Here is a 21821-nt window from a genome sequence, read left to right on the forward strand (position 1 = left end):
CGACATAAAGACAACCGGTGGCGTCCGCGGGTCACGCGCGGACGGCTCCGCCGCACCCCGGTTTCACGCGTCGCCACGAGCGCGCTCGAACATCTCGATGGCCTGCTCGCGCCGTTCACCGTGGTCCACGATGGGTGCGGGATAGTCCGGGGCGACCTGCTGGCGCTGGGTCGGCGAGAGAGTGTGCCAGTCGTGGATCGACGCCGGATCGACCCCCTGGAGTTCCGGGACGTACGTCGTGATGTATTCTGCCTCCGGGTCGTAGCGTTCCCCCTGTGTCGTGGGGTTGAAGATTCGGAAGTACGGCTGGGCGTCGGTCCCCGTCGAGGCGGCCCACTGCCAGCCCCCGTTGTCGTTGGCCGTGTCGTGATCGACCAGTTGCTTCCGGAACCAGTCGTAGCCGTGTCGCCAGTCCAGCAGGAGGTCCTTCGTCAGGAAGGAGGCGACGATCATGCGCACCCGGTTGTGCATGAACGCCTCCTCGCGCAACTGGCGCATCCCCGCGTCGACGATGGGGTAGCCCGTCTCGCCGTCCTTCCAGGCCTGCAGTGCCTCCGGATCGTCGCGCCAGTCGATCGCCCGCTCGTACTCCTTGTAGTTGTCCGTGACCACCTCGGGATTGTAGAAGAGCACCTGCGTGTAGAACTCACGCCAGGCCAGTTGATCCTGGAACTCCGCGACCGACTCGGCCGCCTCGCTTCCCTCCTGAACCTCGAACTTCGCGGCCTCTGTCTCCTCGTACACCTCGCGAATACCGATGGTACCCCACTTGAGGTGAGCCGAGAGCCGGGCGGTACAGTCGTCGGCGGGGTAGTCGCGGCGCTCGCCGTAGCGGTAGATGCCGTCGGTACAGAAGTCGGTGAGTCGATCGCGTGCGGCCGCGGGACTGGCCGGCGGTACGTCCGCCTCCGGCTCGTCGAAACCCAGCTCCGAGAGGGTGGGGAGGGGTTCGTCGTCGGACACGTCGGCCAACTCGTCGCCGGTGGGCGCGTCGAAGGGATCGGGCTTCGGTCGGTCGTGCCACTTCTTCGAGAAGTAGGTGAACACCTGGTAGGGATCACCGTCGTTCGTGGTGATCGCGCCGGGTTCGTGGAAGACGGCGTCGTGGACGCTCTCGCGTGTCACGTCGGCGTCGGCCAGGGCCTGCCGGACCGCGGCGTCGCGTTCGGTCGCCAGCCCGGAGTAGTCCTTGCACCAGGTGACGCCCTCGGCGTCGAATGCGTCGGCGAGGGCCGGGAGGACCTCGCGGGGATCGCCCTGCCGGACGAGCAGGTCGCTCCCGCGGTCGCGGTACCACTCTCTGAGCGAGGTCAGCGCGTCGAGCATGAACGCGACCCGGGGCGGCCCGGCGTGGGCGAGTACGTCACGGTCGAAGACGAACACGGGCACGACACCCGGGGTATCGTCGTCGGCCGCGGCGGTCGCGGCCGCCCGAAGGCCGGCGTTGTCAGCGCCCCGCAGGTCCCGCCGGTGCCAGTGAATGCGCATACAACCTGTAGGGGTGGCCCCGTTCAAAAGCCCCCGCCCAACCAGTGGGGCACGCAACCGATCGACGCGAGCCGTGGCCCTCACTCGGCGGGTGTTCCGGTCGTTTCACCGGGGGACACCTGCCCCTGTGCCTGCGCCCGCGCCTGCTCGAACGTCGCCTCGGCGAACAGCGAACCGACCGCCGCCATCGAGAGCGAGTCGATCAGCGCCGCCGGCGTGCCGGAGACGAGCAACACGCCGAACGATTCCACGGAGTCCTCGACGGTCAGGGTCGAGTCACCCTGAATTTCGGACTGGAACGACGAGATCCCCTCGCCGTACAGTTCCTCCTGCGTGCTTCGGAGCTGCTGTTGGGCCTCCGACTGGCTGAGATCACCGCTCTGTACCTGTGACTGGATCTGGATCTGCTGTTGTTGCAGTTGCTGTTGGGCCTCCTGTCCGAGTTGAAGCTGGAGCGTCACCGTCGCACTCCCCGAGGCCTGTCCGTCGGACCCGTCCTCGGTTGCCGTCCCGTCGGTTGGTGTTCCGTCGGTCGGTGTCCCGTCCGACTGGAGGGCGTTACACCCGGCGATCGAGAGTGCCGTTCCAGTTCCGGCGAGCTGCATGAAGCGTCTGCGGTTCGTGTTCGGGGACATCGGTCCGTCGTTCACGGAAGACAGCAAAAAGGACTGGCTTTCGTGCATCTTCCATTTCGCTGGTATTTCCCTCTCGTCGAGCAAGTATGGCCGCCTGTGGGTGCCGGAACGGCGGCGGTGTACCTGTTGGGTCTCACGAATAACGACACAAACCCTTTTCGGGCCGGTAGCGAACGACGGGGTATGCACGACGAGTTCGACCTGAGTGGACGTGTCGCCGTCGTCACGGGCGGGAGCCGCGGCATCGGGCGGGCCATCGCGGAAGGACTGGCCGGCGCTGGTGCGTCGGTCGTCCCCGCGTCCCGGACGGCCGAGGACGTGGAGACCGTCGCGGCGACCATCCGCGAGGCCGGCGGCGAGGCCCACGCCGCGACGGTGGACGTGACCGACGAGGACAGCGTCTCGGCGCTGTTCGACGAGGCAGTCGACGTCTTCGGCGGCGTTGACGTGGTCGTCAACAACGCTGGCGTCAACCCGGACCCGGCGCTCGGGCCGCCAGAGCGCGTCGACCTCGAAGACGGATTCGACTTCACGGTCGACGTGAACCTCCGCGGGGCCTTCGCGTGTGCGCAGGCGAGCGCGAACCAGCTGGCAGACGGTGGTGGCAGTCTCATCAACGTCGCCAGCGTCGGCGGGCTGGTCGGACTCCCGCGCCAGCATCCCTACGTCGCCTCCAAGCACGGACTGGTGGGGCTGACCAAGAGCATGGCGCTGGACTGGGCCCCCGAGGTACGGGTCAACGCCATCGCGCCGGGCTACGTCGCGACCGACCTCATCGAGGAGGCGATGGAAAACGAGGACATCCGCCAGTCACTGCTGGACCGAACGCCCCTGGAGCGGTTCGCCGAGCCCGAGGAGATCGCCGGCCCGGCCGTGTTCCTGGCCAGCGACGCCGCGAGCTACGTCACCGGCTCGGTGCTGTCGGTCGACGGCGGCTGGACGAGCCGCTAGCTGGGGCCGTCACGGTCGAACAGGCCTGAAATTACAATGTTAGCCCTAACCCACCAGCTGTGAACCACTGGTAGCCGATGCGGTAATCTTTTGAACGGGTGGGCCGACAGGGGTCGTAGTATGTCGGACGAATCAGTGCTTTTCGACGTCGAGGACGGTATCGCAACAGTGACGCTGAACGAACCGGATATGCGCAACGCGCTGACCGGTGACGTGGCCGAGGGGATCGTCGACGCCATGGATCGGGTCGACGAGTCCGACGCCCGCTGTGTGGTCGTCACGGGCGCGGGCGGCTCGTTCTCGGCTGGTGGTGACATCAACGCCATGCTCGAGGGCCTCCACGGGGAAGTCCAGCCCTACGAGAAAGTCCAGAACATCAACGACACCTCGGAGGCGCTCACCCGGGTGCACGAGTGTGAACTGCCGGTGATCGCCAAGATCGACGGCACCTGTTTCGGCGCGGGTGCGAACCTGGCCATCGCCTGTGACGTACAGGTCGCCAGCGAGAACTCCCGGATCAGCTTCGGGTTCCGGCAGGTCGGGCTCGCGGTCGACACGGGGACCTCCTATTTCCTGCCGCGGATCGTCGGCCAGAACAAGGCCCAGGAACTCGTCCTGACCGGCGAGATGCTCGACGCCGAGGAAGCCGAAGACGTCGGTCTGTTCACCCAGGTCTACGACGAGGACGAGTTCGAGGACGAAGCCGCCGAGTACGTCGACCGGATCGCCACCGGTCCGACGGTCGCCCTGAAAACCTCGAAGCGGCTCATCCGGCAGGGACTCAACAGCGACCTCGATCAGGCCATGACCAACGAGGCCGCGGGCCAGGCGCAAGTCTTCGAAACGCACGACCACGAGGAGGGTGCCACGGCGTTTATGGAGGGTCGGGACCCTGATTTTGAAGGCCGGTAATACGAGGCCTTTTATATTAGCTTCGGATTTCCTGTTGTACCGCCAACAAACGCCACGAACATTTATTACCCTCGTTTACAATGTGGTGACAGACACCATGGTTAACGATGGAAGTAGTAGCGGTGCAGGAAGCGCCAATGGTAGCAAAGAAATCGGGGATGAATACAATGGAAATAAATCGAAACTCAATCGTCGGCGGTTCATTCAGGCAGCCGGTGTGGGGGCGGCCGCGACGGGGTTCGCGGGTTGTCTCGGCGGTGGCCCCGGGGAATCGAGCGAAGGGATTCCGAGCGAGGTGACGCTGGGCGTACTCGCCCCGGCACCGGAGAACAACCCGATCGGTGCTGCGATCGCCAACTCGGCGGAGCTGGCCGCCCAGCAGATCAACAACAGCGACGAACTGCTCGGCGCAGCCGACAACGTCACCGCCTCGATCAAGAATACAGAGGAGAGCCCGTCGACGGGGCGGCAGCGCTATCGTGAACTGACGCTGGACGAGGGCGCACACATGACGACGGGTGTGTTCACGAGCGAGGTCTTGCTCCAGCTCATGGACCCAATCGCACAGCAAAAGACGGTCCATATGACGACCGGTGCGGCGTCCCCGAAGGCCAGCAATCAGGTCAACGAGAACTACGAGAAGTACAAGTACCACTTCCGGACCGGCCCGGTCAACGGGTATCATCTGGGGCAGAACATGGTCGACTTCCTCGAGGCGAAAAGCAGCGACCTCGGCTGGGAGTCGGTGGCGCTGCTGGTCGAGAATTACGAGTGGACCAATCCGGTTCAGAAAGCGATCGACGACCACATCGGTGACCTGGATGTCGACGTGGTGATGGAAGAACGGTACGCGTCCGGGACCTCGAACTTCGGTCCGGTCTACGACTCCGTCGAGGAATCCGGTGCCGACGCAGCCTTCGTCGCGATGGCCCACACGGGGACGCCCGCAATCGTCCAGTGGGCCGAGGACCAGCGGCCCTTCGAGTTCGGCGGGATCCACGTCCTCTCGCAGTTGCCGGCCTACTACGGCATGACCAACGGGGCCTGTCGCTACACGATCACCCAGAACACCGCGACGCCCCAGAGCGACCTCACGGACAAGACGATGCCGTACGTCGAATCCTACAACGAAGCGTACGATGCCTACCCGGTCTACACCGGCTATATCACCTTCGACGCGATCATGCAGTGGGCCACCGTCGCGACCGAACGCGGCACGGTCAACGCAGACGAAGTCGTCACGGGACTCGAAGAGAGTTCCTACACCGGCACCGCCGGTAGCCTCGACTACTACGGCCCGGACCACGAGTACGCACACGACATCAAATACAATTTCTCGGCCGACAGCCGGCCGGACGAGGGTGTCAACCCCGTCTTCCAGCAGTGGCAGGAGACTGACGGCAGCGGCTCGCAGGAAGTTCTCCACCCGAGCTACGTCTCGACGACGGACTACACGGCTCCACCCTGGGTGTAACGCCGACAGGTTTTCTCAGATCATATTTCACACATGGTAAATCTATCAGTCATATCCACGATCATCGTACAGGCAGCGATGATCAGCGCCCTGTACGCGCTGATCGCCATCGGATTCACCCTCATCTTCGGTGTCGGGGGTGTCCTGAACCTCGCCCACGGGGCCACGATCACGATGGGCGCGTTCTCGGCGTACTACGCCGGCCAGTTCGGCCTCGGCGTTCCAGGGGCGGTTCTGGCCTCGGTCACGATCCCGGCCCTGTTCGCCGGGGTGCTGTACCTCGGGATGGTGAAACGACTCGAAGACGAACCGATCATGGTGATGATCACCACGCTCGTAGTGAGCGTCGTCATCGAACAGGCCATCGTGGTCTTCGAGGGCACGACCAGTCGGGCGCTCCCGCCGCTCATTCAGGGGCAGTTCTCGATCGCCGGCTCCACGTTCCAGAACCTGCTGGGCGCGATGTTCGTCGTCTCGTGGCTCCTCATCGGCCTACTGTTCCTGTTCGTCAACTACACCAAGACCGGCAAGGGCATCCTCGCGGTCAGTATGAGCCACAAGGGGGCGTCCCTTGTCGGCATCAAGAGCAGTCGCATCAACCTGATCACGTGGATCATCGCGGGCGCGTTCGCCGGCATCGCCGGCCTGTTCCTGGGATCCTGGCTGACTGCCGACTTCGCCATGGGGCAGGCACAACTGGTGCTTTCATTCTCCATCGTCGTCGTCGGCGGTATCGGCTCGATCCGCGGGAGCGTCATCGGTGCGTACCTGATCGGCTTCCTCGAGATCGCGACGACGAATCTCGTCTCGTCCAGCCTCCAGGGGCTGGCACCCCTCGTCGTTCTCGTGGTCGTACTGCTCGTGAAACCAGAAGGGCTCTTCGGCCGGGAGTTCACGGAGTGATACAATGAGTGACAAATCAACCTCTCGACTACGTCTGCTGCTCGGGCAACTGAACCCGCTTGGATTACCGTTGCGACAGAAGATCGGCGTGCTCGGACTGGCGTTCCTCATCGCGTTGCCGCTGCTGGTCTCGCTCCCGGTCGTCGGGCAGTTCGTGGTGCTGATCCTGCCGGCCAGTTCGTGGGAACTCGGGTTGTACAACGTGGCGGCCGCACTGTTCTTCGCCATGTTCGCGATGAGCTGGGACGCCGTCTCCGGCTACACCGGCGAGATCAGCTTCGGTCACGGCCTGTTTTTCGCCGTCGGGGGCTACACCTCGGCGATGCTGAACATGGGCCACGGGTTCTCGCCCTGGATCTCCGTCCTCGGTGGTGTCCTGCTGGCTGCCATCGCCGGGGTCATGATCGGTGTGCCGGCCCTCCGTATCGAGGGCCCGTACCTGTCGCTGGTGACCCTGGTCGCACCGCTCATCCTGCTCCAGGTGTTCATCTTCATGAGCGACATCTTCGGCGGCGAGCAGGGACTCGGTAACCCCGAAAACCTGGTTGGCCTGGGCTTCGTGAGCAACTACTTCCTCGCGCTCGGCCTGTTCGTCGCCATCTTCACGTTGCTGTGGGCACTCACCCGCTCGAACACGGGGTCGATCCTCACTGCGATCCGCGAAGACGAAGACGCCGTGTCGGCCGCGGGCTTGAGCAAGGCGAAGTTCAAGATCTTCGCGTTCGTCCTCAGCGGTGCGATCGGTGGTCTCGCCGGCGCGGCCTACGTCCACACGCCGGTCGGCTCGCCGACGCCCTCGGAGCTGATGTCGGTCATCGTCAACGTCGAGGTCATCATCGCGGCCGTGCTGGGCGGAATGGGAACCATCGTCGGAGCCGCGGTCGGCGGCCTCTTCGTCGCCATGTTGCCCGACTACCTGAACCTCGTCGAGTTCACCGTCCCGGTGATCGGGAAGTCCATCTCGTCGATGTCTTTCTTCCTGTTCGCCATCGTGACGCTCTTCCTGTTGAACATCTTCCCCGGCGGCGTCCTCCGCTGGGGCATCGCGCTGGGCCGGCGCGCGACCGGCCGCGACGGCGGTGACGAAGGCATGGCGGCCGACGGTGGCCAATCCCCCGAGGACGCCGGCACAAACCCGGTCGCACAGACAATGGAACGCTACCAGGAGTACTACGACAATATGTTCGGAGGTGACGACGAATGAGTACCGACACGAGGGCAGACGAGGCGGCGTCCGCGACGACCGACAACGAGGTCGGGCCCGACGACGGCATCCTCGCCGTCGAAAGCCTGCGCAAGGAGTTCGGCGGCCTCGTGGCCGTCGACGACCTCTCCTTCGCGGTGCAGGAAGAGGAGATTCTGGGCTTTATCGGCCCCAACGGCGCGGGCAAGTCGACGACGTTCAACTGCGTGACGGGCACGTACCCCCCGACCGACGGCACCGTCTGGTACAAGGGCGAAGAGGTGACCGGCACGCCGCCACACGAGATGGTCAAACGCGGGATGGCACGGACCTTCCAGTCGTTCGCGCCACTCGAAGACCGCAGCGTCCTGAAAAACGTCGCGCTCTCGATGATGGACGACAAGCTCGTCACGATGGACGGCCTGCTGGGCGAGTTCCACGACGAAGCGCGAGCGATCTGCGAGCGCGTCGGGCTCGGTGACCGGCTCTACCAGACGCCCGCAGAACTCCCCCACGCCGGGATGCTCCGGCTGGAACTCGGCCGGGCACTCGGCACCGACCCCGACCTCCTGCTGGTCGACGAGCCCTTCGCGGGCCTCTCCGGGCCGGAGGTCGAGAGCGTCTCCGATCTCCTGCTCGAACTGCGCGACGAAGGCATGACGCTCGTCGTCGTCGACCACAATATGCGCGGACTCTTGCAACTGATCGACCGCGCCATCGTGATCAACTTTGGGTCACTGCTCGCGGAGGGCTCGCCCGACGAAATCACCGACAATCCCGAGGTTCAGGAGGCCTATCTCGGAGGTGGTCTCGAATGAGTTCCGACGCCGGGAGTCCCGAGGCGGCAGTCGGCTCCCAAACCGGCGGCGACTCGATCCTCTCCATCGGCGACGTGCACGTCTCCTACGGGAAGGTGCAGGCGCTCAACGGCGTCGATCTGGAGATCGGGACGGGTGAGTTGATTTCAGTTATCGGCCCCAACGGCGCGGGCAAATCGACGCTGGCAAACTCCATCTCCGGATTCCTGCCCTACGATGGATCGATCTCCTACCAGGGTGACGAGGTCAGCGAGAACGACCCCGAGACACTCGTCGAGCGCGGGCTCATCCAGTGTACCGAGAAGCGGGACCTGTTCGGGTTCATGTCCGTCGAGGACAACCTCGACCTGGGTACGTACGTCCGTGGCGACTACGAGGAACGCCTGGAGTTCGTCTACGACCTGTTCCCGACGCTCGAAGAGCGCAAGGACCAGCACGCACACACGATGTCCGGCGGGGAACAGCAGATGCTCGCCATCGGCCGCGCGCTGATGAGCGACCCCGAACTGCTGGTGCTGGACGAACCGACGCTCGGGCTCGCGCCGGTCATCCTCGACGACATCAGCGAGGGCATCGACCGCATCCAGGAGGAAGGCGTCACTATCCTGCTCTGTGAGCAGAACGTCACCTTCGCGATGAACCACGCCGACCGGATCAACCTGCTCGAAAACGGCGAGGTCGTCCGCCAGGGCTCGCCCGAGGAACTCCGCGACGACGACTACATCCGCGAGTCCTACCTCGGCGGATAGACCCTCCCTTGCCCGCGACGCCGCTTCCGTTGTAAGCTCCACCGCCCCACTCGGTACCGTTGTTAGGTATTGACACTATATGGCGAAACGATGGTGGAGGATAAGACAACTATTTTAATCACGTCAGCCGTTGGTGTCGACTGATGACAAACCTCGTAAACGACGTAGCCGAGACGGTCGCAGAACACCCCGCCCAGACCGCGATCTCGTTCCGGGATACCGAGATTTCCTACGAGGGGTTCTGGCACCGGACCGGACAACTCGCGGCCGCACTGCGTGACGCGGGTGTCGAGCCCGGCGACCGCGTGGGCGTCTACCTGCCGAACCTCCCACAGTTCGTCACCTCCTACTACGGTGTCCTCCGGGCCGGCGGGGCCGTCGTGCCGATGAACCCCCAGTACAAGGCCCGCGAGATCAGCCACATGCTGGAAGACAGCGAGGCCAAAGCCGTCGTCGCGCTGGCCGATCTGGTCCCGTTCGTCCGGGAAGTCCAGGACGATACGAACGTCGAGCAGATCGTCAGCGTCGGCGGTGACGCCGAGGGCGCGACCGAATTCGACGCCTTCCTCGCCGACGAGCCGATGGAGACCGTCGAGCGCGACGACGAGGACGTTGCCGCCCAGCCCTACACCAGCGGGACGACGGGCACGCCGAAAGGCGTCATCCTGACCCACCGCAACCTCGGGTGGATGAGCCGGCACGCCGGCGACGTGATGGAAGAGGACTACGGCCCCGAGGACAAACTGCTCGGCGTCCTTCCCCTGTTCCACATCTACGGCATGACCGTCGTGATGAACGCCGGGCTCTACAACGGGTCGACCTACTACCCGCTGCCCGAGTGGGACGCCGAGACGGCGATGGGGCTGATCCAGTCCGAGGAGCTGACCATCATGCACGGGGTGCCCGCGATGTACAACGACATCATCAACCACCCCAATGCGGGCGACTACGACTTCTCCAGCCTGCGCTTCGTCAACTCCGGCGGCAGCAGCTGTCCGGTCGAGGTCATCAACCGCTTCGAGGAGATCTTCGGCGTCGAACTGTACGAGGGCTACGGCCTGACCGAGACCAGCCCGATCACGCACGCCAACCGGCCCGGCGCGCGCCGGAAGGGCTCGATCGGTCAGCCGATCCCCGGCGTCGACGCCAAGATCGTGAACGAGGACTTCGAGGAGATGCCCCGCGTCGAGGAAGGCCCGATCGACGAGGAAGAAGTCGACCTCGACGAGATCGTCGGTGAGGTCGTCGTCTCCGGCCCGAACGTCATGAAGGGCTACCACGACCGCCCCGGCGCGAACGAGGAGGCGTTCACCGAGGTCGACGGCAAGACGTGGTTCCACACCGAGGACCTGGGCTACTGGGACGAGGACGACTACTTCTACGTCATCGACCGCGAGAAACACATGATCGTCACGGGCGGGTACAACGTCTACCCGCGCGAGGTCGAGGAACTCCTCTTCGAGCACGAGGACGTGGCCGACGCCGCGGTCGTCGGCATCCCGGACGAACGCCGCGGCGAGACGGTCAAGGCCTTCGTCGTGCCCAGGCCCGACGCCGACGTGACCCCCGAGGAGATCAAGGAGTACTGCCTGGAGCACATGGCCGAGTACAAACACCCCCGCGAGGTCGAGTTCGTCGAGGAACTCCCCCGCACCACGACCGGCAAGGTCCAGAAGTTCGAACTCCGCGAGCGCGACGAGGACTGAGACGCCGCCGCGGTCACGCCCGCGGTTTCTCCCGCTGTCGGCTGGCACTGACGTGCTCGATAGCCGACGCCACGAGTTCGTCCCGGCGGCCGTGGACCCGTTCGCGCAGGACGGTCAGCCGGTACTGGACGCGTTCGAGCCGGCCCTGATCGGGCATCCGCTCCTTCTCGGTCGCGAGGTACCACAACTGGTCGGCGAGGTCGTCCAGTTCGTCCTCCAGCCCGGTCTCCGGCGGGGTCTCGATGGCGTCCAGCAGCGCCCGGTTGGCGGCTTCGAGGTGCTCCCGTGTCATATGTTCGGGTCGTGTCCGCAGCCCCAAAAGCGGCTCTCACCGAGAGTATCGCGTGCCCGCCGACCGCGTCTCAGGGGACGGTCCCCCGGCGGAACGCTTCGCGCGTGATCGCCTCGCCACAGACGACACAGCCGTTGGCGACGAGGAGCCGCCGGACGGGTTCGTCGACGACCGTCCGCTCCCCGCAGTGTGGGCACTCGAACACGATGTCGGTCATCGCCACTCGCTTCGACGACTGCGGGACTAAAACGCGGGCCACAATGCTGTGGGGAAGGAGGGGTCGGGGGCCGGCCACTGTCACCGGCCCTTTAAACCACCGCGAATTTTTGATCGGGAAGCTACCGGCGGCCGGGCCGAACCGCAAGCCGACGCGTTCGCGTCGGGGGCGGTCGACGGCGACGAACTGGAGGCGGCCGTCGAGGCGGTCGGCTACGACACCGAGACCATCGCCCGCCGCGAGGACGTCCTGGAGGACGTGGCCAGCGTCTACGAACTCGACTTCCGCCCCTACGGCGGCACGCTCATCCAAGAGGACGGCAACGAGGAGGGCACGACCGAAGCGGACGCCTGGTAGCTACCCCATCACGGCGTCGACCAACCGCTTGCCGCCGAGGTGGACGAGGTACAGCAGCGTGACGGAGACGGCGATGAAGGCGGCGTCTTCGAGCGTCGAGAGCAGGCCGAGCGAGACGATCAGCGTCGTCGCGCAGGCCGGCGCGTGTTCGGTGCCGGTCGCGCGCATCCCCGCCGTCGTCAGGACGACCGAGACCACGGCGCTCGTGATGAGCCGGAACTGCCCCGCGGAGTAGGCGGGCTCGGCCGGGACGATCGCCAGCCCGCTGGCGATGGTGTGGTAGGCGATCAGGCCGGCGACGATGCCGATCAGGTGGCCACCGATCACGCGCCGGCCCGTCTGGATCTCCGTGTGGACCGTCGCGAGCAGGTACGCCGTGGGGCCGAGGCTCGGGAAGACGAAGGCCTCGCCGGTCACCCACGCTAGCGTTCCGGTCACGACGAGCAAGACGCCGGCGTAGCCGGCATCGACGAGTGGGCGTGCACGCGCGAACGCGGCCCAGCCGAACGACGACTCTCGCATCCGTCGCCCACTGGCCCGGTCACGGGTTTATCACTGACGAACCGAATCGGCGAAAACTGGGCGGTCGGTCGGTTTACTAGTCAAGTACGATGTCGGCGAACGCCGGCGCACCGTTCTCGTACTCGGGGGACTCCTCGGAGTCACGGAACCGTCGGACGCTCTCGACGACCTCCGTAACGTCGGTGGCGTGTGCGATGCCGTCGATGTTCTTTCGCTCTGCCTCCTCCGCGAGGGCCTCCTGGAAGGGCAGGAAGGGGTAGATCACGCAGGGCGTGCCCGCGACGACCGTGTCCGCGATCGAGGAGAAGCCGGTACAGACGACGACGTCCGCGGCTCCGGTGTAGGGCGTCATCGCCGGCGTGATGTCCCAGTCGTCGTCGGTGACCGACCGGACGTCCAGCCCGTCGGCCTCCAGTCGCTCCCGAATCTCGTCGAAGTTCTCCCCGTGCGTGCCGGGGTTGATCAGCACGTCGAAGGGTTCGACCTCTTCCTCGACCTCGCCGTCCTGAGCGAGCGGGCCGACCCGGGTGATCCCCTCGGGGTCGGGTTCGTCGGCCCACAGCGACGTGACGATGATCCCCTCGGCGAACTGCAGCGAGATCTCGTTGTAGATCTTCAAAGGACCTCGCCAGACCGGGTCCAGCAGGTCCTCGGTCAGGTGGTCGATCCGGTAGAACTCGATGCCCAGTTTCGCCGCCGCCAGGCCGGCGAACACGTCGTCGGTCACCAGTTTGTCGGGGTCTTCTTCCTTCAGCCACTGGTAGACCTCCCGCATCCGCCGGGCCGCCGAGGGGATCAGATCGAAGGCGGTGTGTTCCAGAAACTCCAGGGGCGTACTCCCTTCGACCGTCACCGTGGTGAGATCGGGGTGGTCGTAGCCGTTGATCTCGACGAACTTCTTGCCCTTGCCGCCGCCGGCCATCGCGACCTCGACGCCGCGGGACTGGAGTTCGTTCGCGACCGGGATACTCCTGGCCGCGTGCCCCGCGCCGTCACACCAGTAGACGATTGCGACTTTCTCGGTCATACCCGACTCAAGACCCCTGCCGAATAAATCGGATGTGGTCTCCGATCCGGCATCGATCGAAGTCACAGTTACTAATACGCCCCCGATGTGGCATCCGCCATGGAAGACGTTGCTACGGGACGAAAGAACGTCGTGTTCCTCGTTCTGGACTCACTGCGGAAGGATCGGACCTCCGTCTACAACGAGGACGTCGACTTCACGGGCCACCTGCAGGAGCTCGCGGACTCGGGCGTCGTGTTCGAGGACGCCGTCACGCAGGCCCCGTGGACGCTCCCGTCGCACGCGTCGATGTTCACCGGCGAGTACCCCTGGGACCACGGCACGACCCACGCCAGAAGTTACTTCGACGGCCGGGACACGTTCGTCACGGAGTTCGACAGCGCAGGGTACTCGACCGCGGCAATCACCCCGAACGTCTGGATCACGCCACACAAGGGCATGACCGACGATTTCCACCACGTCGAGAACTTCCTCGGGAAGGCCGACAACCAGCTGAGCGTCACGCTCTCGAAACTCGGGACGAAACTGTTCAACACACTCGGCGACGGCACGCGTCGCGTGCTGGGCCGCCAGCTCGACCGGATCTTCCGGTTGTTCGGCGTCGACGACTCTAACAAGTCCGAGGAGACGGTGGAAGCGGTCGAGGGGTACCTCGACGACCGGGGCGAGGACGGGGAGGACTTCTTCCTCTACGTCAACCTGATGGAGCCACACGAGCCGTACCATCCCCCGACGTCCTACAAGGACCGCCACGGGGTGACCGACGAGTCGAAGATCCCACACCGGCAGAAGGATATGTTCACGAAAGACGACATCGACTTCGGCGAACTCCGGAAGGTCTACGACGCCTCCGTGGACTACACGGACGACCTCGTGGGGCGGGTCGTCGACGCGCTGGAAGCCAACGACCTCGACGACGACACCGTCGTGGTCGTGGTGTCGGACCACGGGCAGGCGCTGGGCGAAGACGGCGAGCAGTTCGGCCACCAGTTCACCGTCTCCGAACCGGTCGTGAACACGGTGTTGCTGGTCGATCACCCGGACCTCGATCCCGGCAGCGAGGACCAGCCGATCGAACTCCGGAAGCTCCACGAACTGGTGCCATACTACGCCGGCATCGCGGACCGTCCCGAGGATGTTTTCAGTGAGACGGTGAAAGGCGGCATCGAGTACCCCGAGAACTTCACCGGGTACATCCCACGGGATCGCTGGGACGAGTACTACCGGAAGCTCAGGTACGCCAAACGCGACGGGCGGAAAGTCGTCAAGTCGGTCGGCGAGGACGGCGAGGCACGATACGAGGCCTCCGATCTCGCAACCGACACGGAAATCGAGGTTCCCGACGACCTCAAAGCGGCAGTCGACGGGGTCGGATCGGCCGAGACCGCGGGCGGGGACGCCGATCACGATCACGAGATGGTCGAGGAAGTCGAACAGCGGCTCGAAGAACTGGGCTACAAGTAACCGAGACGACGAGAGATGCACGGACCTACACAGTCGACCGGATCGCGACGACGCGAGTGTCGGCCCGATAGTCACCGGACTCCGATCCGGCAGGCGTCGGGACGGGTGCGCGTCACGGCCGAACCGGAATCGTGGGTGAAGACCCACGGGGGGCGTCGATGCGACTTCCGATAAGCATCGGCTGGAAGGGCGCGGCCTGGTTCGGCGTCACCGGGGTGTTGTTTGCGGGACTGCTCTATCTGGCGGACCTCGGTGAGTTCCTGTCGTCGATCGGCCGTGCCGATCCCACCTTCTTCGCGATCGCCATCGCCGTTGGGTTCTCGTCGCTGCTGGTCTGGGCGCTCGTCTGGCACCGGTACTTCCGACGGATGGCGATCGAGACGACGCTCTCACGAACCGTCCGGATGTTCCTGACGGGCCACTTCCTGAACTCGATCACCCCGCTCGGGCAGTTCGGCGGCGAACCGATCATGGCCTACATCGTCTCGGACAACACCGACACCGACTACGAGACCTCACTGGCGTGTGTGATCTCGGCCGACATCCTGAACGCCACGCCGTTTTTCACCTTCACGCTCGGCGGACTCCTGTATCTCGCCGTGTTCGGGTCGCTAGAGGGGTTGCTCGTCGACATCGCGATTCTCTCGGTCTTGATCGTCCTCGTCGGCGGGCTGGTCGCGTACCTGCTGTGGTCCGACAACAGCGCGCTCGGGACCGCCGTGAACCGACTCCTGACCGCCGTCGGGGGCCGGTTCGACCGCGCCGAATCCCTCGTCCGATCGCTGCAAGAGCGAGTCGACCGGATCGAGGAGGCCTTCCAGGAGGCTGGCAGCGACCCCGGATTCCTGCTGACGACCGCCGGCGTCTCACACCTCGCGATCGTCGCACAGATCGTCTCGCTGTACTTCGTCTTCCTGTCGATCGGTATCGAGCCCGATTTCGTTCCGCTGTACCTCATCGTGAACCTCTCGGTCATCGCGACGCTGTCGCCGACCCCCGGCGGGTCGGGGACGTACGAGGTCGCGTTCTCGGCGCTGGTGACGCTGTTTTTCCCGGTCGAGCTGGCGACGGCAGTGACGGCCGCCGTCCTCTTCCGCCTCACGACTTACTGGCCGGGGTTGCTCGTCGGGTACGTGTCCATGCTGACGCTGCGGAGCAGCCCGACGCCGGACGGGGCCGAGTAGCGGTTCGTCATTCTGCACACTCTCATCCGAGCGCCTCCGGATAGGACTCGGGCACGCCAAAGCCCGCGGTGCGCAACCGCTCGTGACCGTCGGTGAGTCGGTCGACCCACTGCTGGCCGGCGTCGGTGAGCGCCGTCGCGGCGTACCGGATCGGTTGCCCTCGGACCGTCCGGTCGTCGAGGTCGTAAGCGGCCCGGGCGTAACTGTCGGCCCGATCAGGTGAGGAGAAGTCGATCCGGTCGGACAGGGTGACGTAGGGGAGGTCGCGCTCGACGGCCATGTTGCGGTAGACGAAGGCCGCGTCGAGGTCACCCCGTTCGAGGACGTTCGCCAGATCCGTCTCGGGCAGGATGCGAGCGTTGCCCAGCGCTCGGTCGGCGTCGAGCAGGTCGTCCCGCGCGGCCAGATCGAGCGCCATCACCGTCCGGTAGCCCAGCGGGTCGACAGCCGGATCGGTCCGCCCGACGGCGACGGTCGACCGCTGGACGGCGCTCGTCCAGTCGTCGCGGATAGCGTCCGCGTGCCCGGATTCGGGGTTGTACGCCACCACGAGCGCGTTCGTCGCGAAGGCCGTCACCGTCGTCGCGATCCCCTCGAACAGTCGCGGGTCGGCCAGTGCGACCGCGTCCGGATCTCGGAGTCCGTCCCGGATCAACTGCCGCACGGCGACGCTCCCGTGGGCCTCGACCGTCGCACCGGGTACCTGCGAGGCGACACTCAACAGACTCCCCGCGACGAGCGCCGACGGCCGCTCGTCCGCGGAGTCAGTCACCACACCGTACACCGCCGCGCCGAGTCCACCCGCGACGGCCGTGCCACCGAGCCCCGCGAGGAGATTCCGACGTGTCAGATTCATCGGCTTCTGTGTTGGGAGATAGTAACTGCGATCGGTCACGCTAGCTCTACTTCGTGGTTGAATATCGTTTCGGACGCGGCATAAGTATGTCCCCGAACGCCGCCAGCGCACCGCGTTCCCGGAGCCTGGAAACACCCGCCCGTTTATATTCGGGATCGGATCGCAGTGAGCAGTATGTACGGGAGCATGACCCTCCTGACCGCCGCGAAGGCGGTGACGTTGCTGTTCGGCGGGATACTCACATTGCTGTCGCTACGGGCCTATCGACGGACTGGATCGCCGGCTCTCCGGGCGCTGACCGTCGGTATCGGGCTCCTCACTTCGGGTGCGATCCTCGGCGGTGCCCTCCACCAGCTACTGGGACTGCCACTGAAGACGAGCGCGACGCTCCAGAGCGTGTTCACTGCTATCGGGTTCGGTGTCCTCACGTACTCGCTGTACACGAAATCCCCGGCCCCGTCGCGCGACCGCCGGTCGGGTCATCAGCCGGGCGACGACTGACGGAAGACGGGACTGGAAGGAGCGGCATCGAGCGTGTGAGCGGCCCGCGAACCCCGAAATCGAGGCATCTCGAAGTGTGTCTCTGGGCACCGGACCGCCGTGGAAACCGACTGTCAGTCCAGCAGTCCGTTCAGGGCGTCGGCGTGGGTCTGCAGGAGCGACAGGCCGTCGGCGGTCAGCGTGTACCGGTTCGTCCGCTTGTCGATCTCGCCGCGTTCGACGAGCCCGAAGTCGACCAGTTCGTCGAGGTTCGGGTAGAGCCGGCCGTGGTTCACGTCGTCGTCGTATCGGTCTTCGAGCCGGCGTTTGATAGCCAGCCCGTAACTGTCCTCGTCGCTCGACTCCAGTCGTCGCAGGACGATGAGCACGTCGCGCTGAAACGCACTCAGGTCCGCGTACGTTACCTCGGCCGTGGTACTAGATTTGGATTCGGTCATCTGAGATCACTCGGCCCACCGTCGATACCGCAACCGTTCGCCCACCCACACAGGGTCGGCCCCGTCGAGCACCGTGTCGTTCGCTCGTCGAACTCGGTTGCGGACCGCCCGGGTCCGTCACGCGGCGACTAACCGCCTGTATCAACAGCCCTGTTGGTAATACACTTAATTGTTACCACAACGACCGTCGATACACCCCACCTGTGTCAAATCGCTGGCTCGGCTGTTTCGAATCCTTCAAATGGAAGCGTATTGACAATCCTGTCCAAAAGCTAGCCATGACTCACACCCCTCCACTCTCGGGATAGTCCCCACTCCATACTGCGTTGGTCCCCATGAAACGACGACTCACCGGCCTCCACGACCGCTTGCTGTCAGCCCTTGCTCTCAGCCTCAGCGTCGTGCTTCTGGGCGTCGTCGCAGCAACCCTCAAACCCTCGATTTCGACGACCGCCGCACCCACTCCGCCAACATCCGGCTCCGGCTCCGACTTCTCCTTACTCGCGCTCCTTTACCGCCTCATCAACGCCGTGCTCTCGGCTTTCGGCATCTCACTCGAACGTCCCTCCGGTCAGGCCTCCGGCAGCTCCATCCTCAACTTCGTATTCGTCATCCTCCAGACCATCTACCAGTACCGTCTCACCATCATCACAAGCATCGGCCTCCTCGTTATCCTCGGCCTCCTCTATCAGTACCGCCACCACCTTGCCCTGCGCGTCCGCCAGTCGCCGGACGACACATCCAATACAACCTCACCATCCACGGACACTGACGGCCAGCGCAACTCGTGGCCGCCGACCCCAGACTCGGACGCAGACTCCGTACAGGAAGCGTGGGTCAGGATGATTCGCCACGTCGACGACACCGTCGACGAACCGGCCTCGCGAACACCAACCGAATGGCAAGCCATCGCGATCTCCCACGGCTTACCCGCCGACCTCGTCGAAACGATCACCGCAACGTTCCGCGCCATCCAGTACGGCCCAACCACCGAAACAGCTTCCCACCGCGACCGCGTGCAGACCGCGCTGTCGGCCCTCGAAACCCATCAGGAAGCCACCGATGAGTAACCTCCCGCTCTCGCGAACAAGCATTCGCGGCTGGGGCACCCTCCTCGGAGGACTCCTTGCCCTCACAGCGGCCCTCGTCATCCTGGCCGCCGCCATCAACCCTGCACTCCTCGGTCCCCTCCAGCATCCCCGCGCTGACCGCTTGGTCATCACGGGCTTTCTCATAGTCGCCATGCTCGCTGTGCCACTCCTCTTCCCCCTGTACTTCGAGCCCGCAGACGACGATACGGACGCCTACGAGCCGGAGGCAACACCCGACATCCCGTACGCAGGAACAGACATCGAGCCACTGACCAGGCACCCGCTGGCCGGCGCTCGCGCCACGGCCAGCGAGCAAGACGAAATCCATGACCGACTCCGGACTGCGGCCATCACCATGATTCACCGGCACACAGCCGACACGAGAGACGAGGCGAGCGCCCGCGTCGACCGTGGAGACTGGACGCAGAACGCAGCCGCCGCGTGGTTCCTCGGCGAAACGCCACCGCCGCGGTCGATCCGGTTCTACAGGCGACTTTCCGACGGTCTCGCCTTCCGGCACGGCGCTCGCGAGACAATTCACGAGATCGTCGCCTACGAACAATCCCACACTGGCACGCAGGAGGACGCCACATGACGTCGGTTGAGCGGACCCACCGCTGGCGGACCGCCTTCGGATTCGCCCTCTTCACCACGACGGCTGGCCTGTACCTCAGGTCCCCGGCAGTGTTTCTCGCCTCGATCCTTGGTGTCGCGTACGCTGGCTACCCGCTGTTCGTCAGCCCACCACCCGTCGACGTCGCGCTCTCCCGAACGGTTACAGATGCAACACCCAACCACGGTGACAACGTAACGGTCACCGTCACCATCACGAACACCGGCCAGCGGTTGCTTCCCGATCTTCGAATCATCGATGGCGTTCCGGCGCTGTTGACGGTCGTCGACGGGACGCCACGGCATACGGCCACGCTACGACCGGGAGCGTCGACGACGTTCCGGTATACGGTCGCAGCGAAGCACGGCAGTCACCGGTTCACGCCAGCAACGGTGATCGCTCACGATATTAGCGGGGGGACGCGGGTCGAGACGGAGGTAGCGGCTGGCAAGCAGACGACTGTGCGTGAGAAACTGGACTGTTCGGTCGACCTTCGGGAGTTCCGGCTGCGCCAGGAGGCGCGACAGTATTCTGGACAGACGCCTGCGGATGCGAGTGGAACGGGGCTGGAATTCCAGCAGATGCGCGCGTACCAGCGGGGTGACCCGGTGAATCGAATCGACTGGAAGCGGTACGCTCGAACTGGTGATCTGACGACAGTCGAGTTCCGGGAAGAACAGCGGACCGCCGTCGTATTGTGTCTCGACGCCCGCCCGGAAGCAGTTCGAGCAGCAGCGGGGACAGACCCACATGCAGTTGCGTACTGTGTCGCCGCTGCCCAGAAAGTTCTCGCAGCGCTCGAACAGCAACACGAGCAAGTTGGCGTCGCGATCTTTGGGACTGATTTCGACTGGCGCGCGCCACGCGCAAGCCAACAGCAGTACGCTCACATCGACCAGCTTCTACGCGCCCACGAGTACGAGCAGCCAACCCCGGTCGACGACACAACGACATCCGCAGGCCTGGACATCCAGCAGTTGCTGGGGCAGACGCAGGGGGCACTCGAGGTGATAGTGTTCTCGCCGCTCCTCGATGCGTTCGGGGAGACAGCAGCACAGCAGTTAGCCGCGCGTGGACACGCCGTGACGGTGATTAGCCCGGACGTGACAACTGACCGGACGGTGGGTGCGGAATTCGTTCGGGTGGAGCGAGCGAACCGCGTCCAAGTACTACGGAAGCAGGGAGTTCCGGTTGCGGACTGGTCGCCGGAAGACCCACTGGTGTGGCCAGTGCGGGCCCACGGAGGGAGAGCCTGATGGGTGAGTCGGCTCTCGCGAAACAACCGGCGTACGCGGGGAGCGTGCTCGCTGTAGTCGCGGCGGCGTGTGTAACTGGTGTGCTGGCGAGTCAGCCGCTCCAGGTGTCGATTGCTGGAATAGAAGCTGTTGGTGCGCTCCTGTTGTTAGGGAGTGGACTGGTTCGTCGCCGGGGTCATCATGTCGTTGGCGGCGTGTCCGTCGTCGCTGGCAGTGGCTTGATCTGTCTCTCACTGGGATTGAGTCTAGTGGTTCCGGGCAGGTTGTTCGAGCGAATCGTACTTCTCGGGGGCGTGCTCGCGATGGCGTTCGTGACACTCAGTGTGCTTCCACTTAAGCAGTCGTGGGCGCGTGGTTTCAACGGGATTGGGGTTGGGCTATTTAGTTGTAGTCTCGTCTTCCTGGCGTGGATTTCGACGCCGAGCAGCCTGCAGATACTGCTGGGTGTTGGGCTAACTATCGTCACCTGGGATATGGCTAGGTACGCAATTACGCTCGGGGAAGATGTCGGGCGGAGTGCGCGGACGTACTCGGTGACAGGTATGCACTTCAGTGGGAGTCTGGGCGTCGGACTGACAGCAGGCAGTGTCGCAGCCGCGGGAAGTCGGATCACGTTGCCCGCTGTTCCGATTGCAGCGCTCGCGTTGTTCTTGAGTGCAGTTCTGATATTGTTGTTCGTGGTGTTTCTCGGAGATACTGCTTGGTTATCAGGTCGCGAGGAGTAGCCCGCAGTCCGGGGAGGTACATATCTCACGACGGAGTTGGCAGGATGTGGGTGTTGCTCACGCTCCCCGGCGTCGTATCTCGCGAGGTGACTGTGAAATGAGAATGAATTTTAAGTAGCCCGTCATTACGACACGACGATGCAGCCGCCCCTGGCTTCCTGGATGACGCCCGTCGACCGCGACGTGCTGGAGTTGCTCCGGAACGGGAACGAGCGGGAGCTCGTCCTCACTCCGGGCGTGATCGCGGCCAACACCGACTGGAAACGACAGACCGTCCGCGAGCATCTCCTCCAGCTCACGGACGAACGACTCGTCGAGTACGCCGACGAGGCCCGCGCCCTCTACCAGTTGACCGACCGCGGCCGGCGATACCTCCGTGGCGATCTCGCAGTCGAGGCGCTCGAAGCCGACGACTGACTCGCAACTACTCGGCCGGTATCCGAAAGAAAGGAGTTCATAA

The 21821-nt window shown here is 64.7% G+C and carries 25 protein-coding genes; 17 read left to right on the top strand and 8 right to left on the bottom strand.

Annotated elements, in window-relative coordinates:
- Positions 1 to 63: 63 nt before the first annotated feature.
- Both BMX17_RS19980 and BMX17_RS19985 read right to left on the bottom strand, forming a co-directional pair.
- Entirely contained in the window at positions 64 to 1488 is a 1425-nt protein-coding gene (locus BMX17_RS19980) for a cryptochrome/photolyase family protein (RefSeq protein ID WP_092663433.1), read from the bottom strand.
- Between the two features lie 80 nt (positions 1489 to 1568).
- Entirely contained in the window at positions 1569 to 2123 is a 555-nt protein-coding gene (locus BMX17_RS19985) for a hypothetical protein (protein WP_092663435.1), read from the bottom strand.
- 183 nt (positions 2124 to 2306) lie between these two features.
- On the opposite strand from BMX17_RS19985, the gene BMX17_RS19990 reads away from it, so the two are divergent.
- From BMX17_RS19990 to BMX17_RS20025, 8 genes are all read left to right on the top strand, one after another.
- Complete coding sequence (locus BMX17_RS19990; protein WP_092663437.1) at positions 2307 to 3074, top strand: SDR family NAD(P)-dependent oxidoreductase; 768 nt, start codon at positions 2307 to 2309, stop codon at positions 3072 to 3074.
- A gap of 120 nt (positions 3075 to 3194) precedes the next feature.
- On the top strand, positions 3195 to 3986 hold the full coding sequence (locus BMX17_RS19995; RefSeq protein ID WP_092663439.1) for an enoyl-CoA hydratase/isomerase family protein: 792 nt from the start codon (positions 3195 to 3197) through the stop codon (positions 3984 to 3986).
- 97 nt (positions 3987 to 4083) lie between these two features.
- Entirely contained in the window at positions 4084 to 5460 is a 1377-nt protein-coding gene (locus BMX17_RS20000; RefSeq protein ID WP_092663441.1) for an ABC transporter substrate-binding protein, read from the top strand.
- Between the two features lie 33 nt (positions 5461 to 5493).
- Positions 5494 to 6363 (top strand): branched-chain amino acid ABC transporter permease, encoded by an 870-nt coding sequence (locus tag BMX17_RS20005; protein ID WP_092663443.1) that lies wholly within the window; start codon positions 5494 to 5496, stop codon positions 6361 to 6363.
- A gap of 4 nt (positions 6364 to 6367) precedes the next feature.
- A complete protein-coding gene (locus BMX17_RS20010; protein WP_092663445.1) occupies positions 6368 to 7567 on the top strand; it encodes a branched-chain amino acid ABC transporter permease in 1200 nt (399 codons plus the stop codon).
- Positions 7564 to 8364 (top strand): ABC transporter ATP-binding protein, encoded by an 801-nt coding sequence (locus BMX17_RS20015; protein ID WP_092663447.1) that lies wholly within the window; start codon positions 7564 to 7566, stop codon positions 8362 to 8364. Before BMX17_RS20010 ends, BMX17_RS20015 begins: the two co-directional genes overlap by 4 nt.
- Positions 8361 to 9113, top strand: coding sequence for an ABC transporter ATP-binding protein (locus BMX17_RS20020; RefSeq protein WP_092663449.1), 753 nt, complete (start codon positions 8361 to 8363; stop codon positions 9111 to 9113). Before BMX17_RS20015 ends, BMX17_RS20020 begins: the two co-directional genes overlap by 4 nt.
- A 143-nt stretch (positions 9114 to 9256) precedes the next feature.
- Positions 9257 to 10819 (top strand): long-chain-fatty-acid--CoA ligase, encoded by a 1563-nt coding sequence (locus BMX17_RS20025; RefSeq protein ID WP_092663451.1) that lies wholly within the window; start codon positions 9257 to 9259, stop codon positions 10817 to 10819.
- Positions 10820 to 10832: 13 nt separating this feature from the next.
- Here the strand turns inward: BMX17_RS20025 and BMX17_RS20030 are convergent, their stop codons facing one another.
- Both BMX17_RS20030 and BMX17_RS26390 read right to left on the bottom strand, forming a co-directional pair.
- A complete protein-coding gene (locus tag BMX17_RS20030; protein WP_092663453.1) occupies positions 10833 to 11111 on the bottom strand; it encodes a DUF7553 family protein in 279 nt (92 codons plus the stop codon).
- Positions 11112 to 11181: 70 nt separating this feature from the next.
- Positions 11182 to 11328, bottom strand: coding sequence for a DUF7560 family zinc ribbon protein (locus BMX17_RS26390; protein ID WP_170845496.1), 147 nt, complete (start codon positions 11326 to 11328; stop codon positions 11182 to 11184).
- Between the two features lie 48 nt (positions 11329 to 11376).
- On the opposite strand from BMX17_RS26390, the gene BMX17_RS20035 reads away from it, so the two are divergent.
- Positions 11377 to 11685, top strand: a complete 309-nt coding sequence (locus BMX17_RS20035; RefSeq protein WP_092663455.1) for a hypothetical protein — start codon at positions 11377 to 11379, stop codon at positions 11683 to 11685.
- Here BMX17_RS20035 and BMX17_RS20040 read toward each other — a convergent pair whose 3' ends face one another.
- Entirely contained in the window at positions 11686 to 12207 is a 522-nt protein-coding gene (locus tag BMX17_RS20040) for an HPP family protein (protein ID WP_092663457.1), read from the bottom strand.
- Positions 12208 to 12283: 76 nt separating this feature from the next.
- A complete protein-coding gene (locus BMX17_RS20045; protein WP_092663459.1) occupies positions 12284 to 13234 on the bottom strand; it encodes a glycosyltransferase in 951 nt (316 codons plus the stop codon).
- A 99-nt stretch (positions 13235 to 13333) separates the two neighbouring features.
- Here BMX17_RS20045 and BMX17_RS20050 point away from each other — a divergent pair, with 99 nt between their 5' ends.
- Together BMX17_RS20050 and BMX17_RS20055 are read left to right on the top strand one after the other, a co-directional pair.
- Entirely contained in the window at positions 13334 to 14698 is a 1365-nt protein-coding gene (locus BMX17_RS20050) for a sulfatase-like hydrolase/transferase (protein WP_092663461.1), read from the top strand.
- A gap of 158 nt (positions 14699 to 14856) precedes the next feature.
- Positions 14857 to 15882 (top strand): lysylphosphatidylglycerol synthase transmembrane domain-containing protein, encoded by a 1026-nt coding sequence (locus tag BMX17_RS20055; protein WP_092663463.1) that lies wholly within the window; start codon positions 14857 to 14859, stop codon positions 15880 to 15882.
- Positions 15883 to 15904: 22 nt separating this feature from the next.
- Here BMX17_RS20055 and BMX17_RS20060 read toward each other — a convergent pair whose 3' ends face one another.
- Positions 15905 to 16738, bottom strand: a complete 834-nt coding sequence (locus BMX17_RS20060) for an extracellular solute-binding protein (protein WP_092663465.1) — start codon at positions 16736 to 16738, stop codon at positions 15905 to 15907.
- A 174-nt stretch (positions 16739 to 16912) separates the two neighbouring features.
- Here BMX17_RS20060 and BMX17_RS20065 point away from each other — a divergent pair, with 174 nt between their 5' ends.
- The gene (locus BMX17_RS20065; protein ID WP_092663467.1) at positions 16913 to 17239 is read left to right on the top strand and encodes a DUF7521 family protein; all 327 of its coding nucleotides are present in this window, start codon (positions 16913 to 16915) and stop codon (positions 17237 to 17239) included.
- A 113-nt stretch (positions 17240 to 17352) separates the two neighbouring features.
- Here the strand turns inward: BMX17_RS20065 and BMX17_RS20070 are convergent, their stop codons facing one another.
- On the bottom strand, positions 17353 to 17676 hold the full coding sequence (locus tag BMX17_RS20070; RefSeq protein ID WP_092663469.1) for a PadR family transcriptional regulator: 324 nt from the start codon (positions 17674 to 17676) through the stop codon (positions 17353 to 17355).
- Positions 17677 to 18011: 335 nt separating this feature from the next.
- Here BMX17_RS20070 and BMX17_RS20075 point away from each other — a divergent pair, with 335 nt between their 5' ends.
- From BMX17_RS20075 to BMX17_RS20095, 5 genes are all read left to right on the top strand, one after another.
- Positions 18012 to 18746: a DUF4129 domain-containing protein gene (locus BMX17_RS20075; RefSeq protein WP_092663471.1), complete on the top strand. Its 735-nt coding sequence runs from the start codon at positions 18012 to 18014 to the stop codon at positions 18744 to 18746.
- Complete coding sequence (locus BMX17_RS20080; RefSeq protein WP_092663473.1) at positions 18739 to 19362, top strand: DUF7269 family protein; 624 nt, start codon at positions 18739 to 18741, stop codon at positions 19360 to 19362. Before BMX17_RS20075 ends, BMX17_RS20080 begins: the two co-directional genes overlap by 8 nt.
- A complete protein-coding gene (locus BMX17_RS20085) occupies positions 19359 to 20636 on the top strand; it encodes a DUF58 domain-containing protein (protein ID WP_092663475.1) in 1278 nt (425 codons plus the stop codon). Before BMX17_RS20080 ends, BMX17_RS20085 begins: the two co-directional genes overlap by 4 nt.
- Positions 20636 to 21361 (top strand): DUF7519 family protein, encoded by a 726-nt coding sequence (locus tag BMX17_RS20090; RefSeq protein ID WP_092663493.1) that lies wholly within the window; start codon positions 20636 to 20638, stop codon positions 21359 to 21361. The genes BMX17_RS20085 and BMX17_RS20090 overlap by 1 nt, the downstream gene beginning before the upstream one ends.
- A gap of 138 nt (positions 21362 to 21499) precedes the next feature.
- On the top strand, positions 21500 to 21778 hold the full coding sequence (locus BMX17_RS20095) for a helix-turn-helix domain-containing protein (protein WP_211611404.1): 279 nt from the start codon (positions 21500 to 21502) through the stop codon (positions 21776 to 21778).
- Positions 21779 to 21821 lie beyond the last annotated feature (43 nt).

The sequence above is a fragment of the Halorientalis persicus genome (assembly GCF_900110215.1).
Lineage (GTDB): Archaea > Halobacteriota > Halobacteria > Halobacteriales > Haloarculaceae > Halorientalis > Halorientalis persica.

Coding starts and splice junctions, on each gene's coding strand:
- BMX17_RS19980 (WP_092663433.1), bottom strand. CDS start 1,488: ATGCGCATTCACTGGCACCGGCGGGACCTGCGGGGCGCTGACAACGCC.
- BMX17_RS19985 (WP_092663435.1), bottom strand. CDS start 2,123: ATGTCCCCGAACACGAACCGCAGACGCTTCATGCAGCTCGCCGGAACT.
- BMX17_RS19990 (WP_092663437.1), top strand. CDS start 2,307: ATGCACGACGAGTTCGACCTGAGTGGACGTGTCGCCGTCGTCACGGGC.
- BMX17_RS19995 (WP_092663439.1), top strand. CDS start 3,195: ATGTCGGACGAATCAGTGCTTTTCGACGTCGAGGACGGTATCGCAACA.
- BMX17_RS20000 (WP_092663441.1), top strand. CDS start 4,084: ATGGTTAACGATGGAAGTAGTAGCGGTGCAGGAAGCGCCAATGGTAGC.
- BMX17_RS20005 (WP_092663443.1), top strand. CDS start 5,494: ATGGTAAATCTATCAGTCATATCCACGATCATCGTACAGGCAGCGATG.
- BMX17_RS20010 (WP_092663445.1), top strand. CDS start 6,368: ATGAGTGACAAATCAACCTCTCGACTACGTCTGCTGCTCGGGCAACTG.
- BMX17_RS20015 (WP_092663447.1), top strand. CDS start 7,564: ATGAGTACCGACACGAGGGCAGACGAGGCGGCGTCCGCGACGACCGAC.
- BMX17_RS20020 (WP_092663449.1), top strand. CDS start 8,361: ATGAGTTCCGACGCCGGGAGTCCCGAGGCGGCAGTCGGCTCCCAAACC.
- BMX17_RS20025 (WP_092663451.1), top strand. CDS start 9,257: ATGACAAACCTCGTAAACGACGTAGCCGAGACGGTCGCAGAACACCCC.
- BMX17_RS20030 (WP_092663453.1), bottom strand. CDS start 11,111: ATGACACGGGAGCACCTCGAAGCCGCCAACCGGGCGCTGCTGGACGCC.
- BMX17_RS26390 (WP_170845496.1), bottom strand. CDS start 11,328: ATGACCGACATCGTGTTCGAGTGCCCACACTGCGGGGAGCGGACGGTC.
- BMX17_RS20040 (WP_092663457.1), bottom strand. CDS start 12,207: ATGCGAGAGTCGTCGTTCGGCTGGGCCGCGTTCGCGCGTGCACGCCCA.
- BMX17_RS20045 (WP_092663459.1), bottom strand. CDS start 13,234: ATGACCGAGAAAGTCGCAATCGTCTACTGGTGTGACGGCGCGGGGCAC.
- BMX17_RS20050 (WP_092663461.1), top strand. CDS start 13,334: ATGGAAGACGTTGCTACGGGACGAAAGAACGTCGTGTTCCTCGTTCTG.
- BMX17_RS20055 (WP_092663463.1), top strand. CDS start 14,857: ATGCGACTTCCGATAAGCATCGGCTGGAAGGGCGCGGCCTGGTTCGGC.
- BMX17_RS20060 (WP_092663465.1), bottom strand. CDS start 16,738: ATGAATCTGACACGTCGGAATCTCCTCGCGGGGCTCGGTGGCACGGCC.
- BMX17_RS20065 (WP_092663467.1), top strand. CDS start 16,913: ATGTACGGGAGCATGACCCTCCTGACCGCCGCGAAGGCGGTGACGTTG.
- BMX17_RS20070 (WP_092663469.1), bottom strand. CDS start 17,676: ATGACCGAATCCAAATCTAGTACCACGGCCGAGGTAACGTACGCGGAC.
- BMX17_RS20075 (WP_092663471.1), top strand. CDS start 18,012: ATGAAACGACGACTCACCGGCCTCCACGACCGCTTGCTGTCAGCCCTT.
- BMX17_RS20080 (WP_092663473.1), top strand. CDS start 18,739: ATGAGTAACCTCCCGCTCTCGCGAACAAGCATTCGCGGCTGGGGCACC.
- BMX17_RS20085 (WP_092663475.1), top strand. CDS start 19,359: ATGACGTCGGTTGAGCGGACCCACCGCTGGCGGACCGCCTTCGGATTC.
- BMX17_RS20090 (WP_092663493.1), top strand. CDS start 20,636: ATGGGTGAGTCGGCTCTCGCGAAACAACCGGCGTACGCGGGGAGCGTG.
- BMX17_RS20095 (WP_211611404.1), top strand. CDS start 21,500: ATGCAGCCGCCCCTGGCTTCCTGGATGACGCCCGTCGACCGCGACGTG.